Source organism: Bacillus sp. MT94 (assembly GCF_058792475.1).
On record NZ_JBXAEZ010000008.1, the window covers coordinates 115260 to 134211 of the forward strand.

The 18952-nt window shown below is 34.4% G+C and carries 15 protein-coding genes and 2 pseudogenes; 4 read left to right on the top strand and 13 right to left on the bottom strand.

What is annotated here, in order from left to right; all coding sequences use genetic code 11:
* Positions 1-191: 191 nt before the first annotated feature.
* The 3 genes from AC1Q51_RS24075 to AC1Q51_RS24085 all read right to left on the bottom strand — a co-directional run bounded on the left by AC1Q51_RS24075 (position 192) and on the right by AC1Q51_RS24085 (position 4495).
* The gene (locus AC1Q51_RS24075; RefSeq protein ID WP_097924650.1) at positions 192-983 is read right to left on the bottom strand and encodes an endonuclease/exonuclease/phosphatase family protein; all 792 of its coding nucleotides are present in this window, start codon (positions 981-983) and stop codon (positions 192-194) included.
* 4 nt (positions 984-987) lie between these two features.
* The gene (locus AC1Q51_RS24080; RefSeq protein WP_000705569.1) at positions 988-2625 is read right to left on the bottom strand and encodes a PTS transporter subunit IIBC; all 1638 of its coding nucleotides are present in this window, start codon (positions 2623-2625) and stop codon (positions 988-990) included.
* 205 nt (positions 2626-2830) lie between these two features.
* Positions 2831-4495, bottom strand: a complete 1665-nt coding sequence (locus tag AC1Q51_RS24085; RefSeq protein ID WP_001044701.1) for a glycoside hydrolase family 13 protein — start codon at positions 4493-4495, stop codon at positions 2831-2833.
* Positions 4496-4738: 243 nt separating this feature from the next.
* Between AC1Q51_RS24085 and AC1Q51_RS24090 the strand changes: the two genes are divergently transcribed.
* Complete coding sequence (locus tag AC1Q51_RS24090) at positions 4739-6073, top strand: FAD-binding oxidoreductase (protein WP_492331775.1); 1335 nt, start codon at positions 4739-4741, stop codon at positions 6071-6073.
* 123 nt (positions 6074-6196) lie between these two features.
* Here AC1Q51_RS24090 and AC1Q51_RS24095 read toward each other — a convergent pair whose 3' ends face one another.
* The 9 genes and pseudogenes from AC1Q51_RS24095 to AC1Q51_RS24135 form a co-directional block, all read right to left on the bottom strand.
* Positions 6197-6880 (bottom strand): hypothetical protein, encoded by a 684-nt coding sequence (locus AC1Q51_RS24095; RefSeq protein WP_069354891.1) that lies wholly within the window; start codon positions 6878-6880, stop codon positions 6197-6199.
* Between the two features lie 156 nt (positions 6881-7036).
* Positions 7037-7726 (bottom strand): Crp/Fnr family transcriptional regulator, encoded by a 690-nt coding sequence (locus AC1Q51_RS24100; RefSeq protein WP_097924654.1) that lies wholly within the window; start codon positions 7724-7726, stop codon positions 7037-7039.
* A gap of 202 nt (positions 7727-7928) precedes the next feature.
* Positions 7929-8891, bottom strand: coding sequence for a carbamate kinase (gene arcC / locus AC1Q51_RS24105; protein ID WP_492331776.1), 963 nt, complete (start codon positions 8889-8891; stop codon positions 7929-7931).
* A gap of 37 nt (positions 8892-8928) precedes the next feature.
* Positions 8929-10344: an arginine-ornithine antiporter gene (gene arcD / locus AC1Q51_RS24110; protein ID WP_000503412.1), complete on the bottom strand. Its 1416-nt coding sequence runs from the start codon at positions 10342-10344 to the stop codon at positions 8929-8931.
* A 99-nt stretch (positions 10345-10443) separates the two neighbouring features.
* Entirely contained in the window at positions 10444-11442 is a 999-nt protein-coding gene (gene argF / locus AC1Q51_RS24115; RefSeq protein ID WP_000930283.1) for an ornithine carbamoyltransferase, read from the bottom strand.
* A 30-nt stretch (positions 11443-11472) separates the two neighbouring features.
* Complete coding sequence (gene arcA / locus AC1Q51_RS24120; RefSeq protein ID WP_000682331.1) at positions 11473-12705, bottom strand: arginine deiminase; 1233 nt, start codon at positions 12703-12705, stop codon at positions 11473-11475.
* 268 nt (positions 12706-12973) lie between these two features.
* Positions 12974-13423: an arginine repressor gene (argR, locus tag AC1Q51_RS24125; RefSeq protein WP_000711827.1), complete on the bottom strand. Its 450-nt coding sequence runs from the start codon at positions 13421-13423 to the stop codon at positions 12974-12976.
* A 146-nt stretch (positions 13424-13569) separates the two neighbouring features.
* Positions 13570-14142, bottom strand: a pseudogene (locus tag AC1Q51_RS24130) (methyl-accepting chemotaxis protein); the annotation flags it as partial.
* A 369-nt stretch (positions 14143-14511) separates the two neighbouring features.
* Positions 14512-14862, bottom strand: a pseudogene (locus AC1Q51_RS24135) (HAMP domain-containing protein); the annotation flags it as partial.
* Between the two features lie 210 nt (positions 14863-15072).
* On the opposite strand from AC1Q51_RS24135, the gene AC1Q51_RS24140 reads away from it, so the two are divergent.
* The 3 genes from AC1Q51_RS24140 (at position 15073) to AC1Q51_RS24150 (ending at position 17523) form a co-directional block, all read left to right on the top strand.
* Positions 15073-15795 (top strand): amino acid ABC transporter ATP-binding protein, encoded by a 723-nt coding sequence (locus AC1Q51_RS24140; protein WP_000616921.1) that lies wholly within the window; start codon positions 15073-15075, stop codon positions 15793-15795.
* Positions 15796-15917: 122 nt separating this feature from the next.
* A complete protein-coding gene (locus AC1Q51_RS24145) occupies positions 15918-16712 on the top strand; it encodes an ABC transporter substrate-binding protein (RefSeq protein ID WP_000823754.1) in 795 nt (264 codons plus the stop codon).
* Between the two features lie 118 nt (positions 16713-16830).
* Positions 16831-17523: an amino acid ABC transporter permease gene (locus AC1Q51_RS24150; protein WP_000461535.1), complete on the top strand. Its 693-nt coding sequence runs from the start codon at positions 16831-16833 to the stop codon at positions 17521-17523.
* Positions 17524-17576: 53 nt separating this feature from the next.
* Here AC1Q51_RS24150 and desB read toward each other — a convergent pair whose 3' ends face one another.
* Positions 17577-18662: a Delta(10) desaturase DesB gene (gene desB / locus AC1Q51_RS24155; protein WP_000661219.1), complete on the bottom strand. Its 1086-nt coding sequence runs from the start codon at positions 18660-18662 to the stop codon at positions 17577-17579.
* Positions 18663-18952 lie beyond the last annotated feature (290 nt).

Consider the following 18952-nt stretch of genomic DNA (forward strand, 5'->3'; position numbering starts at 1 on the left):
TAACTTTCACTTACTTTATTATATAACGAAGTGAGTCAAAGTATGAATACAAAATGACCAAATCGGTTTTACATTCAATAATAACAAATATATATGAAATGTCATAAAAAATACAAGTATTTTCTCTTGGAAATACTTGTATTCCTAAAAAAAATCCTCACAGCTTTTATTCTCTGTGAGGATTTCTTCTATTATATATCCAATTGAATCTCTACACCGAAATGATCTGAAATTACATTTCTGTTTGTACCATTAAAAATAACTTTTGAAGAATGAACTTTTTTACTTTGGTTACACAATATTAGATCTATTCGCAAATTATGTTTATTTTCATCCCAACCAGCAATCTCGCCTTGGACAGTCGTTCCTTCATCCTTCTCTATTGCTAATTCATATGTGTCATACAACCCTTTTTGCATCATATACTCATAACCTTCGCCTTCCAAGCGAGCATTGTTATTAAAATCCCCCATTAAGAAGGCGAGCTTATTGCTATCTACACGCCCCATCAAACGATTGATTTGACCTTTGAATGACTCTTCTTCATCATTCCACCAACCGAGATGGCAAGAGTAAAACGTTATATCTTTACCATTATAAGCAATTGTTGTACTTACAATTTTACGTGTTTTCCAATACGTTGTATCCTCGTTTTCTGAAATGAAGAACGTATCTTCTTTTATAATATTATGCTTCGTTATAATCGCTAATCCTTCTTCATACACGTCATAACCAATATGAGAGAAATCCCAAGTAATATTGTAATCTTTTACATGTAGTGCTTTTAACTCTTCTAATAGTAAAAGTCCAAAATTATCTTCTTTCTTGTTACCGCATACATTTTCAGCTTGTATGGACTGACTTACTTCTTGCAATGCGATGACATCGTACTCTTCTTCTTGAATTACTTTAGCAAGGTATTTTATCTTTTCTATTTGATTCTCTTCTTGCCAAGAATGACAGTTTAAAGTTAGCAATTTCATATTATTACGCACCTAACATATCTTGAATGTCTGACTTTAATACGTCAGCTTTCGGACCATATACCGCTTGTACACCTTTATCTTTTACAATAAGCCCTAAAGCACCATTTTGTTTCCACTGTGCTTCTGGTGCAACAACATCTAAGTCTTTTACTGTTACACGTAAGCGTGTCATACAAGCATCTACGTCAGCAATATTTTCTTTTCCACCTAATAAATCGATAACTTTTGTTGCTAATGAACCATCTTGTACATTTCCTGTTCCTTCTGATGCCTCATCTTCATTATCAATATAGTTACCTGCACGCCCTGGTGTTGGTAAATTGAATTTTTTAATTAAGAAATTAAATAGTGTAAAGTTAAGACCGAAGAACACTAATGAAACAATAACAAAGTTGATTAAGTCTCTTGTTAAACCTGCGTTAACCATCATTGGTGTACGAGTAATTAACTCAATAAATCCAAATGCATGAACACGTAAGTTAATTAAATCAGCTAATGCGAATGCAAGTCCTGTTGTAATAGCATATACAACATATAATACTGGAGCAATAAACATGAACATGAATTCAATTGGTTCTGTTACACCTGTTAAGAATACTGCTAATGCTGCTGATAAAAACATTGGTTTATATTTTGCACGCTTTTCTTTATCAACGTTACGGAACATCGCAAATGCAATCCCCATTAACGCTGCTGTTGAGCCGATAACTTGTCCAGCTTTGAAACGAGCTGGTACAACGTTATTTAATAAATCGTTATATGCCTTCGTATCTCCATTTGCCAATAAATTATTTAAATCTGTAATCCATGCAAGCCATAATGGATCTTGTCCTGCTACAACTTGTCCAACTTTTGAACCAGTTAGCATCGTATATGTTCCGCCTAGCTCTGTATAGTTCATCGGAATCGTTAACATATGGTGTAAACCAAATGGTAATAATAAACGCTCTAACGTTCCATATACAAACGGTGCAACAACTGGTGCACTATCTTTTGAAGCTGCAATCCAGCGACCAAATTCATTTAACCCACTTTGGATGAATGGCCATAGAAGTGATAATACAATCGCAGTAACTGTAGACCAAAGAATTACAACGAATGGTACAAATCGTTTTCCATTAAAGAATGCTAATGCCTGTGGCAGTTTATTATAGTTATAATATTTGTTATATAGATTAGCTCCTAAGAAACCTGTGATAATCCCCACGAAAACTCCCATGTTTAATGCTGGTGCACCAAGTACAGAAGTAAAGTAATCTTTTACAAGTAAATCTCCTGCTATTACTGAAGAAACTGTCGCTTTTGAATCCGCTAACATTTGAGCGTTTACGCCAAATATAGCTCCTGTAATTCGGTTTGTTAAGACGAATGCTAATAGCGCTGCAAATGCACCACCTGCACGATCCTTCGCCCAAGATCCCCCAATTGCTACTGCGAATAAGATGTGTAGATTTGTAATGATTGCCCAACCGATGTCTTCCATTACGCGAGCAATTGTATGAACTGCGTTAACATCCCCAGCAGACATACCAATTAACTTACCGATGGAAATCATTAAACCAGCTGCTGGCATTACGGCTACAACAACTAATAACGCTTTCCCGAACTTTTGCCAAAAATCAAAAGACGTAATTTTCATCTGTTCTTCCTCCCCTTTATTTATAACAACATAATGATTTAAATTATAATTTCTGTTCCCTTTATGAAAACGATTCCTTATGTTACTTTATTTTTATCTTTACGCAACCGTTTTCATAAATCTATTTTAATAAAAGCGTTTTCACTTTGCAATAGAAATTTATTTTTTTTCATAAAAAAAGATGCTCAAAGAGCATCCTTTTTTATTATGAAATGCGATAAACCCTTGTTTCATAAGGTTTTAAAGCAATTGTTGTTACTTCTTCATGTTCCGCAACTTCATAGTTATTTAAAAGCAAACGTTTGCGTTCTAGTGCAAATAAATCCTCATTATACACTGCTTCCTCTTTTGAGATATTACTAATTACAATGACTTTTTCATCCTGTAACGTACGTGTATATGCATAAATTTGTGGATCGTCTTCTAAAAGTAAATCGTACGTACCATAGTTCAGTACATCGTGCTCTTTTTTCAGGGCAATCATTTTCTTATAGAAATTGAAAATAGACTTTTCTTCATTTTTTTGCTTTTCAACATTAATTTCTTTGTAATTTGGATTCATGCTAAACCAAGGTGTACTTGTTGTGAAACCAGCATTCATCTCATCATTCCACTGCATAGGTGTACGTGAATTATCGCGGCAAGAAGCCCATATAATCTCCATCATATCTTGATGTGGTACGCCCTCTGCAATTTTCTCGCGATATAAGTTTTTAATTGCTACATCATCGTAATCTTCAATATTTGGTAACTGAACATTTGTCATACCAATTTCTTGTCCTTGATAAATAAACGGTGTACCGTGCATAAAGAAATACATCGCTCCTAGAGCTGTTGCACTTTCACGCCAATATTGTTTATCATCTCCCCATGTTGAAACGATACGTGGTTTATCGTGATTTTCAATATATAAAGCGTTCCATCCTTTATTCTCTAATCCTTTTTGCCATTTCGTTAATACTTTTTTCAATCCTACAACATCAAGGTCTTTCTTCTTCTCTGCATCCCATAAACTTAAATGTTCAAACTGGAATACCATATTGAACTTACCTTGCTCTTCTCCAACCCAAAGCTCAGCATCTTCAATCTTAACGCCATTTGCTTCACCAACAGTCATAATATCGTACTTAGAGAATGTATTTTCTTTTAGCTCTTCTAATAAAGGTTGAATACCTTTCACATTCATATGTTTATCAAAAGATGGCACATATTTTAACTCTTTTGGATTTGGCATATCCTTAAGGCCTTCTTCTTTTTTAATATGACTGATCGCATCAACGCGGAAACCATCAATACCTTTATCAAGCCACCAATTAACCGTATCATATAGTACTTCGCGAACTTCTTTATTCTCCCAGTTCAAATCTGGTTGTTTACGTGAGAATAGATGTAAATAATATTGTTCTGTTTCTTCATCATATTCCCATGCCGAACCATTAAAAATACTTTCCCAGTTGTTTGGCTCCGCACCATCTTTACCATCATGCCAAATATACCAATCACGCTTCGGATTATCTTTAGATGAACGTGATTCAATAAACCATGGATGTTCATCACTCGTATGATTAATAACTAAATCAATAATAAGCTTCATATCACGCTTATGAACTTCATCTAGTAAAGCATCAAAGTCTGCCATTGTACCAAACTCATCCATAATATCTTGATAATCACTAATATCATAACCATTATCATCATTAGGTGACTTATACATTGGACAAATCCAAATTACATCTATACCTAAATCTTTTAAATAATCCAGTTTTGCAATAATACCTTGTAAATCTCCAATACCATCACCATTTGAATCCATAAAGCTTCGTGGATAAATTTGATAAGCAACTGCTTCTTTCCACCATGTCTTATTCATAGTCCTTCTCTCCTTTTGCATCCCATCGGAATTTTATGCAAACGTTTTCGTAACACTATCATAACAAAATATGAACAGTTTGCAACTGTTTTCATTGAACTCTATGTAGATTCTTTATTCTTATGCTTTATTTATTTCTCACAAAGGTAAATCTCATTCTCCACCTCTCCTTGTCCACGCGTATTACAGACATTTTTCATATATTAATAAAAAGCTCTGATTATTTTAGAAAGGAGTAATAAATTGAAGCAAACAAAATTAACAGGTCGTATCGTTGTTCCCACAGATCCTGACTACAATGTAGCCCGAATGAATTTAAATTTAAGTATTCCAAAACTCCCTTGTATTATTGTTTTTTGTCAAAATAGCAAGGATATCTGTAACGCCTTAAAATGGGCACGTGAACGTCATATACCATTTCGGTTAAGAAGTGGACGTCATAGCTATGAAAATTTTTCTCTTTTAAATAGAGGACTTATTATTGATGTGAGTGAAATGCATCGCATTACTGTTAATACAGAGAAATTAACAGCAACAATTGAGGCTGGTGCAAATCTTGGCACTGTTTATAAAGAACTTTGGAATTACGGTGTTACAATTCCTGCTGGTACAAGTGCAAGCGTTGGAGTTGTTGGATTAGCACTTGGCGGTAGTATTGGTATGCTTTCGCGCTTATTTGGATTAACATGTGATCAATTAATGGAAGTGGAAATGGTACAAGCGTGTGGAAAATTTGGTGCAAAACTCATTCGTGCAAATGAACAAGAAAACTCTAACCTTTTTTGGGCATGCCGTGGTGGCGGTGGTGGAAACTTCGGAATTGTCACTTCCTTAACTTTTCGAGTCCACCCGATAAAAAATGTATCAATTTTCTCAATTACATGGGAATGGGAAGACTTTATTGCTGCATTTCAAGCGTGGCAAAACTGGGCACCTTATATAGATGAACGTCTCACTTCATCGATCGAATTATTCGCCAAGCAACGAAATAAAATTGAAGCACAAGGCGAGTTTGTCGGTTCTCCCTCTGAACTCCATTCCCTATTATCCCCTCTTCTTGAAACTGGTAGCCCCTCTCTCTTTATAGAAGAAGTTCCTTATATAAAGGCTGTCGAATTTTTTAATGGCGGTAACATCCCTGAAAATTTCAAGCGCTCTGGTTCCTATGTCTATAAACCTATTCCCCTTAAAGGCATTCAAATCATGCAATACTTTCTTTCTCATGCACCAAATAAAGATGCTAGTATTTGGCATCAATCGCTCATAGGTGCTGTTGAAAATATTTCGCCGAATGAAACGGCTTATTTTCATCGTAAAGCAATTATTGCTCAAGAATACATTACCTCTTGGAAATGCGATGATGAAGAAAATCAAAATATACGCTGGGTTAAAGATTTACGAGAAAGCTTAGATCCTTATACACTAGGTGACTATGTGAACTGGCCCGATATCGACATTAAAAATTGGCAAACTAGTTATTATGGCTCTAACTTTCACAGATTGCGTAAAGTAAAAACCATGTATGATCCTTGTGATATTTTTCATTTCCAACAAAGTATTCCTCCTTTTCATACGTGAAACAAGGGGATAACATAAAAAATCATCCAATATACCGTTACCTTGCAGTATGTTGGATGATTCAAGTTGATTTTCTATATCGTTTCAAATTATTGCTCCTACTCATAAACTTTTACTTACAGATTAATTGTACTTCGTATCATTTTCATGCAATAAATGTAATTTAATATCTGGTACTTTATCTTTTTCAATACCATTATTATAAGAAACAGGAACTTGAAATTCGAATTGTTTTGTCTCGTGTTTTTGTAAATAGACTGGTTTCGGTACTGGATAGCTTTTTGAATTCTCGTTTGCATTATCATATAAAACAACTTTTAATGCTTGTGAATGATTACGATAATTTTTTAAAGTAACAATGCACTTCGGTTGGATATTATCTCCATTTTTCTCCATACTACACTGGCTATCTTCTTTTTTATATTCTATTGCTTCTACCCCTGTTTTTCCTGCGTAGTACCATGTTTTATTCAATGTCTGGATGATGTTATTTAAAATAAACGGCATCATTACAATCAATATACTAATGCCTACTACTTTTATCTTATTCATTTTTCTAAATGTACTAGACTCCTTTTTTCCTAGCCATTTTAAAAATAATATAAATGCAATTACATGTAGTATGAAAGAAACAATCAATATATTTGAGACTTTATAATTCATATAAACATACGTATGTATCGGAACCTTATAGACATTGAATAGTTTTTCCCCAATTAATTCATTATCATTTGGAATTTTTAATAATAACAAAACCCCTATACTGTAACAAATAGCTACTAATCGATCATACTCAATACGAATCATTCTTTCTCCCCTTCACTTTGTTTTTTATTATCGATTTTAGCTATTATTACCATACTATACAATCTTTTTATAGAGGATAACGTAAAAAAGTTCCTTATAAATATATAAATAACCTTATTAATATACATTATGAATTAAAAAATTAATATACAATTTTCACATTGAGATTTCTTCAAAATATGTTGGATTGTGTATTGTAATTTTTTTATCTAAAATTGTAACAATGCTATCATTTTTTAATTGTTTTAATACGCTGCTAACTGTCTCTCGAGATGTTCCAGATATTTTGGATATTTCAATTGTTGTAAGTGGACATGAAATTACAATCTTTTCCCCACTCTGTTCTCCTAAATCCTGCATTAAATAATTTAACGTTTGGATAACACGATCTTGTGCATTAGGAATTGTAATATTTTGCACTCGATTTTCATTCAATTTTAATATAGATGATAATTGCTGAACAACGTACATCAATTGCGTTCTGCTGGATTTTACCATATCTTCAAAGATTACCGTTGGAATATAATATACCTCCACATCCGTCATTGCTTCTGCTGTATAGCTATATCCTCTGTCTGTAAACATACCACCATAAGGAAAAATAGAATACCGCTTTACATAGTCATCGTATAATAAGTTCCCATTTTGATTAACCCGCTCTAACTTTACAAAACCATCTAACATGAAGTAAATTCTTTCCCTTGAATCCCCTTCTAAAAATAAAAATTGACCTTTTTTATAAGTTCGCCAATAAACAAACTCTGTTAAGCCTTTCAATTTTTTTTCTGTTAAATGAGCAAATAATTCGAACTGCTTTAAGTCTTTCACTACGTTCCGTCTATTCATAAAATTCCCTCTCTCTTGCTGTATGTTGGAGCGAAAAATCAAGAAAGCGTATTCAATTTGAATTTTATCATAATTAACTTATATATTCAGATTTCATCATGAAAACTTTATGAACAATGAGTACAAAAAATATTAATAAATAAAAAGAATGAAGTTATTAACCTCATTCTTTTTTTTACTACTAAGTAGCGTACATAATAATTTAAACATACATGCATACATTCTGTTTTGAAATAATAGTACCAGCTTTTTCTTCTAGTGCTTCATATACTTTTTCTAAAGACGTAATAATTGTTTTTCTTTTTGGATTTGTATTAACAAAATTAATAGCAGCTTCAATTTTTGGAAGCATGCTTCCCGCAGCAAATTGTTGTTCTTCAATATATTCTTCTAATTGATTCACTGTGACATGCTCTAATTTTTTTTGATTCGGTTGATTATAATTTACATACACATGATCAACTGCAGTTAAAATAACGAGCGTATCGGCACCTACTAATTCTGCTAATTTCTGCGCAGCGAAATCTTTATCGATAACCGCTTCAGTTCCTTTTAACCCTTCTTCGGAATCAATTACTGGAATTCCACCCCCGCCAACAGCTATCACTATGTTTCCATCTTCCACCAAAGAATTAATCACTTTATGTTCATGAATACTTACAGGCTTCGGTGATGGAACAACACGTCTCCATCCTCTACCAGCATCTTCTTTAAACACTGCTTTTGTTTCATCCATTAATCTTCTGGCCTCTTCTTCTGTATAAAAAGGACCAATTGGTTTAGTTGGATTTTTAAATGCCTCATCTTTTTTGTCCACAACAACGCGCGTTATAACCGTTGCTACATCTTTTTGTATATTCCGTTTTTTTAATGCCTTTTCAATCGCATTTTCCATCCAATATCCAATCATCCCTTGGCTCATTGCCCCACAAGTATCTAATGGCATTGCAGGTGTCTTTTCCGTTTCTGCAGCTTTTTGCTGTAATAAAATATTCCCCACTTGTGGGCCATTTCCATGCGCAATTACTATATCCACATCATTTTCCATTATTTTCACAAGTTGTTCCGCCGTTTTTTCCAACGCTTCTTGCTGCGCTCCCGCAGTAGCTTCTCCAGACTGTATCGCATTTCCCCCTAGTGCAACTACAATTTTTCTTCGTGCCATATTTCAGCCCTCCAGTTCATTTCGCTTTCACAGCGCTTTATAAAGTAATACTGCCTGTAATTAATCCATAAATAGCAAAGAATGCTAAAGCACCAATTGCTACGGATGATGCTAATTCCACTCGAGTAAATATTTGCTTCGAACTCTTTTGCTTTTGAACATTGTAAAAAATAAAAATACCTGGCGCATATAAAGTCATTGTTAATAATAAATACTCTAAACCAGCTGCATAAACTAGCCACACGCCATAAATACTGGCTATCAAGCCAATTATTATATTTTTATTTCGATCTGCTTCTTCAGACTTTAAGCTATGCTTCAGTTGATAAAACGCTGAAAAAGCATATGGGATTAAAATAGCTGAAGATGCTAAAGAGAATGCAAAGTTATACGCCTGATCAGAAACGACGAATGTTAACAAGAATATTTGAATTAAACCATTTGTTATCCATAATGAATTTACTGGAGCCTTATTTTTATTTTCTTTTGCGAACCATTTTGGAAATACTCCATCTTTAGCCGCTAAATATGGAATTTCAGAAGCGAGCAAAGTCCAACCTAACCAAGCACCTAATACAGAGATGACCAAACCTAAATTTATAAAGATAGCACCCCATTTTCCAACAACACTTTCAAATAAATAAGCCATAGCTGGATTTTTCAAACCAGCAATATCTGCTTGCTGCATAAGTCCAAGAGACAATAATGTGATTAAAATGTAAATGATGAGTGTACCAATTAAGCCAATAACCGTTGCTTTCCCTACATCACTTCTATTTTTTGCTCGACTGGATAAAACAACCGCCCCTTCTACCCCAATAAATACCCATAGAGTTACAAGCATTGTACTTTTAACTTGGCTACCAACTGCTCCCCATGAAAAAGAACCAGTTTGCCCCCAAAATCCATCTAAGAATGTATCAATATGAAACGCGAAGATTCCTATGACAATAAATACAAATACAGGTACTAATTTTGCGATTGTAGTTACTAAATTCACAAGTGCTGCTGATTGAACTCCACGTAAAATTAACATGTGAACACACCACAATAATACGCTTGCACCAATAATGGATTCTACATTTTGACCGCCTTCAAAGATCGGGAAGAAATATCCTAATGAAGAAAATAATAATGTACCGTAAGCTACATTCCCAAGCCAAGCAGATAGCCAGTATCCCCACGCACTATTAAATCCCATAAAATTACCAAATCCTGCTTTTGCATAGCTAAAAATACCACCATCTAAATCTGGCCGTTTTACAGTTAGATTTTGAAAAGATAATCCAAGTGCAATCATCCCAATTCCTGTTATAACCCAGCCAATAATAATGGCTCCAGCACCAGCACCTTTTGCCATATCACTCGCTAAATTAAAGGCTCCACCGCCAATCATAGACCCAACTACAAGAGCCGTTAGTGTAAACAACCCTAATTTCTTATCTTCACCCATTCCACTCACCTCTCTTTAATTGCAATAACAATACAAAAGCAATAGTGAATGATAGTGTCTAAAGGAGGAGAAAGAAGAAAGGAAGACTCCCTTTCTTCTTTACTCCATGTTTCCTAAAGTAGCTGCCATAACCGCTTTAATTGTATGCATTCTATTTTCAGCTTGATCAAATACTTTTGAATGTTTACTGCGGAATACTTCGTCAGTTACCTCCATTTCTTTCAACCCATATTTCTCGTAAACTTCTTCGCCATACATCGTTTCAACATCATGAAATGCAGGTAAACAATGTAAGAAAATCACGTTTTCATTCCCTGTTTCTTTAATCATTTTCATATTTACTTGATAAGGTCTTAATAACTCGACACGTTCAGCAAATTTTTCTTCTTCCCCCATAGACACCCATACATCTGTATAAATTACATCTGCATTCGCAACAGCTTCTTCCACATTACTTGTTATCATTACCTGTTCATTATATTTTTTTGCTAAATCAATTACTTCTTGTGCAGGCCATAAAGATTCTGGTGTGCAAATACGTACATCCATTCCAACGATTGCTCCACCAACTAGTAAGCTATTAGCAACATTATTTCGTCCATCTCCAACGTAAACGAGCTTCACATTTTTCAACTTCCCTACATGTTCTCTAATTGTTAATAAATCTGCTAGTGTTTGTGTTGGATGCCACATGTCTGTTAATCCATTCCAAACTGGCACACCAGAATTTTGTGCTAAAGATTCTACAGTCTCATGATTAAATCCACGAAACTCAATTCCGTCAAACATACGCCCTAACACTTTTGCTGTATCCTCTACGGATTCTTTTTTCCCAAGCTGAATATCACCTTTCCCTAAATATTCAGGATTCGCCCCTAAATCTGTACATGCTACTGTAAATGCACAGCGCGTACGAGTGGAGGTTTTTTCAAATAAGAGCGCTACATTCTTATCTTCTAAATAATGATGCGGGATACCATTTTTCTTTTTCTCTTTTAATTCTGCTGCCAAATCTAGAAAATATAACAATTCTTCTTGTGTAAAATCTTTTTCTGCTAGAAAGCTTCTTCCTTTTAAATTTGGTCTAGTCATTAACATACTTCATCCCTACTTTCTCCGTTATTTATACTAAATATCTTTACGAACAATTGGCATACTCATGCAACGTGGACCCCCACGACCACGAGATAATTCCGAACTTAGCACTTCAATTACTTCTATACCGTGCTCCCGTAATAACGTATTAGATACATAGTTGCGATCATATGTAACAACTACACCTGGCGCGATTGCTAATGTGTTCGAGCCATCATTCCATTGTTCACGAGCAGAAGCAATTACATCTCCTCCTCCACATGGAATAAGAACTAATTCACTTAAGCCTAATACCTCTTTTAATGCTTCCATTAAAGAAGTACGATGTGTAATTTTAAGAGTTTCCTCATCTGATCCTTTTTCTAAAATATAAATATTCATATTCCCTTTTGGCCCTTGAATGGCTGGGTGAATTGTAAACTTGTCATAATCAACCATTGTAAATACTGTATCTAAATGCATAAATGCTCGACATTTTGGAATTTCTATTGCTAACACTTTCTTAATTTTATTTTGTCGGCTAAAGAGATTTTTAGCTAAACGTTCAATTGCTTTAGCTGAAGTACGAGCAGATACTCCAATCGCAATTGTTTCTTCATTTAAAATTAGCTCGTCGCCACCTTCAATTGGAAATTTATAATCACGATCTAACCAGATTGGTACATTATGTTTTGCAAATCTTGGATGATATTTAATGATGTACTCCATGAATAATGATTCACGTCTACGCGCTGGTTCTCTCATCTTATTTATCGTTAAGCCATCGCCCACGCTAGCTGCTGGATCACGAGTAAAATATAAATTAGGCATTGGATCTAAGTAAAACGGATAGTGATCTTCCATTAATTCATATAAATGTGTCTTCTTACTTGTTTCAATTTCGTTTTTCCGTACACCGCCCATAATTTTTTGAATTAATTCTTCATTTGAAAAGGAAAGTAAATATTCTTTTAAAGTTTGATGTGCAACATTTACGTCGGCCTGTCCTTCTTTTAAAATACGATCAACAAATTCTTCTCGAAGTTTTTTATCTACTAACGCCTCAGCGGCTAGTTTTTCTAAATAAAGAACTTCAACACCCCGATTGCGTAACGTTTGTGCAAAATAATCATGCTCTTTTTGAATAATTGGTAAGTATGGAATATCGTCAAATAATAATTGCTGCAAATAATCTGGCGTCAAGTTTTCCACTTCTTTACCCGGTCGTTTTAATAAAACCGTTTGTAATTCCCCAATTTCTGAAGTAACATGTATCGGATGTTTCATTTGTTGTACCTCCTTTTAAATATGTTTGATGTCTTACAAGTACATAATAAATGCTCTGCACTTTCATCTTTGTGAAAGTATCCACATTATCATTGTGAAATATTAAACAAGTTATTTTTTTAAAATCATACGAATATGTATTTTTATAACAAACTATCTCGCTTTCTCAATAAAAAATACATATATTACGCATATATGTTGAATATTTAACTTCCGTATTTAAACAAAAATCCTGTTTTTAATTTTATTAAAAACAGGATTTTTGCATCTAAATAATTAAATTTAATCTTTCTTCTATAATCTCCCTATCTGATTTCGACTGTGAAATTATAAGGCATGTATCATTTCCACATATACATCCTATTTTTTCTTTCCAATCTAACTCATCAAATAAAACACCAATAACATGTGCATTACCAGGTAATGTTTTAATAACCATTAATTGATCTACACAATCAATTTTCACAACAACTTCTCGTAATTTTTTCTTTAACTTTATATCAGTTTGTACATGCTCTTCTGAGAAAACTTTATATATCATTAATCCTTCTTGAGAAGGTACCTTCGTTAAGTTTAACTCACGAATATCGCGAGAAACCGTAGCTTGTGTTACTAATACATCTTTTTTTGCTAACAATTCTACTAATCTTTCTTGCTTATCTATTTCATACTCCTTTACAAATTGTTTAATTAACCGTTGTCTTTTTTCTTTTTTCATAAAAGACACCCCTTTTAATATTATAGCTCGCTATAATTTTCATCCGAAAGGGACAGAAAAGAATGTTGCGGAAACGTTCATAGTTTAACTGTAAATATTAAATCAAGCTAAATAAAAAAGAGAAGAACAGCATTCTGTTCTTCCTTTTACATTGAAAATCGTTCAATTGTTTGTTTCAAATCAGTTGCTTGTTTCTCTAAATCCTTTAATAATTGATCGATTACTATCATATTTTTAGACTGTTGTAGCGTCACACGCGCCACTTCTTGCGAACCAGCTGACGTTTCTTCAGCAATTGCTGCTACAGCTTTTGTTTGTGCTCCTGTTTGATGAATGTGGCTCACTTGTTCATTCATATAACTACTAATTTGCTGAGTTGCATCGGCTACTTCCATAACACTTGATGACATTTCTTTTAAAATTAATTCCGTAGCTTCCCCACGTTTCGCCTCTTCTTTAGCTATTTTCACTTGTTCTGTCATTTTCATTGCAACTTGTTGTACTTCATCTTGCATATTCCGTAATAACTGCGATATGTTTCTTGCAGAATGATCACTTTCATCAGCAAGTTTACGTACTTCTTCCGCAACAACCGCAAAGCCTCTTCCATGCTCTCCTGCGCGAGCTGCCTCAATAGAAGCATTTAGTGCTAATAAATTCGTTTGGCTAGCAATCGCACTCACAACAGACACAATATGTTCTACTTGTTTCATTCGTTCTTCTAACTTCTGTACATTTTGCATTGAATCTTCATTTTCTTTTGCCAATGTTTGAATACCTTGAATTAAAGACGTAAAGACACGAGTACTATGCCCTAAAGCTTCAACCATTTCTGAAGACAATGTATCAGACTGCTTCGCTTTTTCTTCTACTTCACTTGCAATAGAAGTCGTTGTATCAACAGCAGAAACAATTGCTTGAATTGATGCCGCTGATTGCTCAGCGCCTGAAGAAATTTCTGCAAGTGTCTCAGATACACCTTGCGCTTGTCTCGTTGCTTCGCCTGTTTGTTTTCTAATCTGCTGTACTTGATTATTTGTATACGAAAATGTTGTATCAATATTTTTTACCATGCCCCTTAAGTTTCCTAACATCATATTAAATGCAACACTTAAAGATTTAATTTCATCATCTGTCTTCGGTAATGGAACATCTTCACGAATATCACCCTCAGCTGCTTTTCTTGCCGCTTCCTCTAACTTGCGAAGCGGTTTAATTAAAAATACGGCTGCTCCATATGCTAAAATCCCAGACCATACTACCCCTAATAACATAACAAGAATATTATATACAGTTTGACTTACATAACTTTGAAAATAATCGTATATCACGTAAATAAAAAATATACTTGTTGAATATGTAATGAAAGCTAAAACTGTAGTGAATAGCATAAGTTGTGTACGTAATCCAAAAGAAAATGTTTTCCTTTCTTTTTCCATCTTCCCTTTCCCCCTTTTTATAAGCAATATAAATACTACCTATATATTATTATCCATATTTTCATTATAGAAGGATATAGGGATTTTAAAAATTATTATTTCTTTGAATATCAAATTGCACGAAAAAAATAAAGGATTCTGACAATTTGTGACTAATAACAGAAATAAGGGGCAACATTTGTAAAATATATTTTTAACTGGGGGTTTTGTATGATTCAAGTTCGAAATCTAGTAAAATCATTCGGTTCACTTGATGTGTTAAAAGGAATTGATTTAGAAGTAAAAGAAAAAGAAGTTGTTGTTTTAATTGGTGCCAGTGGTTCTGGTAAAAGTACATTACTTCGCTGTCTTAACTTTTTAGAAATGTACGATGAAGGCGAAATTCACTTACAAGGTGAGCGAATTGATCCAAAGCATTCAAATTTAAATAAAGTCCGTGAAAATGTCGGTATGGTTTTTCAGCACTTTAACCTCTTTCCTCATATGACCTCACTAGAAAACATCATAGAAGCACCTATTCACGTAAAAAAATTAGAGAAAGCAAATGCAAAGGATATTGGAAATCAACTTCTCCAAAAAGTCGGCCTTCAAGATAAAGCGGATGTAACTCCTCATCTTCTTTCAGGTGGTCAAAAACAGCGCATTGCCATTGCACGAGCTCTTGCAATGAGCCCTAAGATTATGCTATTTGATGAGCCTACCTCAGCTTTAGACCCTGAACTTGTTGGAGAAGTATTGCAAGTTATGAAAGAACTTGCTGAAGAAGGGATGACAATGGTTATTGTTACTCATGAAATGAATTTCGCAAGAGATGTAGCTGATCGCGTCATCTTTATGGATGATGGAAAGATTGTAGAAGATGCTCCGCCAGCACAATTCTTTTCAGCTCCATCACATGAACGGGCAAAACAATTTTTACGCAACGTTTTATAATGTAACTTCTGTTTCAAACGAAAAGGAATACATTCATACGGTGCACAACTAATCATCCAAATAAACTATTTCAATAACATACTAAAAAACCATCCGTATGATCAATATATAGGAGGGGTTTTATGAAAAGGAAACTATTAACCATTGTTGCTAGCATTACACTATGTACATCTTTCATACTAGGAGCTTGTAGCAAAGAAAGCTCTACTACTTCATCAAATGGTGAAAAAGAATTTCGCTATGCGATGAGTGGATTATACAAACCTTTTAACTATAAAGAAAATGACGGCAAACTTGTCGGCTTTGATGTAGAAATCGGTGAAGCTCTTGCTAAAAAGATGAACATGAAGGCTACGCCAGTTACAAACCCATGGGAAACGCTAATTCAAGGTCTTCAAGCGAAGAAATATGATGTAATACTGGGTAGTATGGCAATTACAGAGGAGCGCTTAAAAGCTGTTAGTTTCTCAAATCCGTACTATCGGTCTGGCGCCCAAATTTTTGTGGCTAAAAAGAATACCGCTATCTCTTCTCCAGAAGATTTAAAAGGTAAGAAAATTGGTGTTGTAAAAGCTAGTACCTTTAAAAATCTTGTTGCAAAATATACAGATCAAATCACAGAATATGACAGTGATATTACTGCTCTTATGGATTTAGAGCCTGGGCGTGTTGATGCAGTAATTACGGATCAAATGGTTGGTCTACGTATGATAAAAGAAGGAAAATCGAATATAAAAGAAGCCGGAAAACCATTAAATCTTGATGAAATGGGAATTGCTATTCGCAAAGATGATAAAGAAATGGTTGAGAAAGTAAATAAAGCGTTAGATGAAATCATTAAAGATGGTACGTATGAAAAGATCAGTAAAAAATGGTTCGGGCGTAATATTCTTGGTGAAGAGGAAAAAACGAAGTAAGTAAGTTAGTAAGTTAGCCATTCAAAAGATTCATAAACAGTGCCCCACTGATTAAGTATTCATTTTATGTGGGGCATTTCATTCTCTACTAAAATCTATACAATATGAGGTGAAACGCATGTTTGAAATTTTTATCTCTTCCTATCCCACACTCTTAAAGGCTACTATTGTCACATTACAATTAACATTAACTTCCCTAGTACTCGGTTCATTAATTGGATTATTATTCGCTTTCTTTCGAATCTCTAACAATAAAGTTTTAAATAGTATCGCTCATGTCTACATTGCTATTATTCGTGGTACACCTTTAATTGTTCAAATTGCCATTCTCTATTTTGGAATTACATCCGTTGTTGTTTTCACCCCTTTTTGGGCAGGAGCAATCGCTTTAGCAATTCATAACGGTGCATATATTACGGAAATTTTCCGTGGATCTATTCAATCCGTTGACCGGGGACAATTAGAAGCAGCTCGCTCTTTAGGCATGCCTTATCCTTTAGCTATGCGACGAATTATATTACCACAAGCATTTCGTCTGTCTCTTCCTCCTCTAGGAAACCAATTTATTATCGGATTAAAAGATTCTTCACTTGTTGCTTATGTAGGAATGTCCGAATTATGGGGATCAGGTTTATCAATTGCAGCAGGTAACTTCCAACAATTAGATACTTACATAATCGTTGGTGCATACTATCTCGTACTTGTTCTTCTATTTACTTATTTTGTTAATCTTTTAGAAAAACGATTACAACGAAAAGAAACTAACTCCGTCCAAGTCCATAAAAAGAACAAAAAGGAAGTTTCTTTATAAGAAAAAGCAAGCCTGAGATGGCTTGCTTTTTCACTGCAAAAATATATTAATTTTTACTGATTTACTTTTTTAATACTCTCGTCTTCCTCTATATGTTCCTCACGATATGAAATATTATGAGGATCTAGTCCATTTCCTAAAGAACCATAGAAATGCTCTCTATGCGGATCCACTAATTCACTTCCGTGATAATACACACGTGGTGTATTCCATAGGGCTGCTAATGCTTTTGTCATCGGCATTTCGTGATAACGTTCCGGCCACATTTCTTTAATCTTCTCTTTTACTAACGGATAGTATTTAGAGCTCATAGCAGGAAACAGATGGTGTTCTGTATGATATGAGAAATTGAAATGTAAAACGTCTACCCAGCGCGGCACTGTTACTGATAAACAGTTTGCTAACGGATCATTTACTGGAACAATTGGATTTAAGCGGTGATTTGTTGCGATATATGCCATTACAATAAAGTTAGCAATTAACAACGGAATGACATATGCAAATAACCATTTTCCAGGTCCCATAATAAACAATAAACTAATCCAAACTGTCCAAGGCAAAAGAAGTTGAAGCCATACAGATTTTTGATTGGATGACTTGAACTCTTTTATAAAATGAAAGAACATTCGAGTCGAATGCAATGTAAATTGAATTGTTAGTGACAGAAAACTAAAGAATGAACGTACATGTAGAGGCATACGATATACCCAACTCAAAAACTTACTCTTCTTAAGTTTCTCAAGTGTCGGCCATGCATCCGGATCATTCTCTTCATGCTGTGTATGAACATGATGCGTTGCATTATGCCACTTTCTCCAAAGCTTTGGCCCTGTTGATAATGGCATAAATGCAATCGCGCCTAAGAAGTCACGAAGCCATGCCTTTCTTACAACAGTTCCATGTAAAATTTCATGCCCTAAAAATCCTAGTGAAGCAAAACATAATCCAAGAACAATCGCAATTCCTAGATTCGCCCACACATTCAATTCAAATACACCAATCGATATTAACCCCGCCAATGCCACAAGCAAATAAGCCAGTCCACCAAATAAACGAGTAGGCACTGGTTTAAATGCTTTTTTCGGCAAATGTGGTGATACACGTGCTGCATACCACCCAAACGTATGAAGCTCCTTCATCCTTTTGCTCCTTTCTTATGCCGCGCCTTGCGCAACTTACATATATCAATTCTTGCTTCCAGATTGATTTTACTAGATGATCCAAAAAGCATCTATTATAAGGAAAATATACTCACTCTATCGTCACTTATTTTTCGCTTTTATTATCAATGAAAAACATTTCTCTTTTTACTCTCTATCAACCTTTCCACATGATGAATCATAACAATAGAATTTCTATATTGTCAACACCTTTTATGACCTAGTAATAAAAGGTGGTTATATTTTTATAATCATACTTTATTTCACTA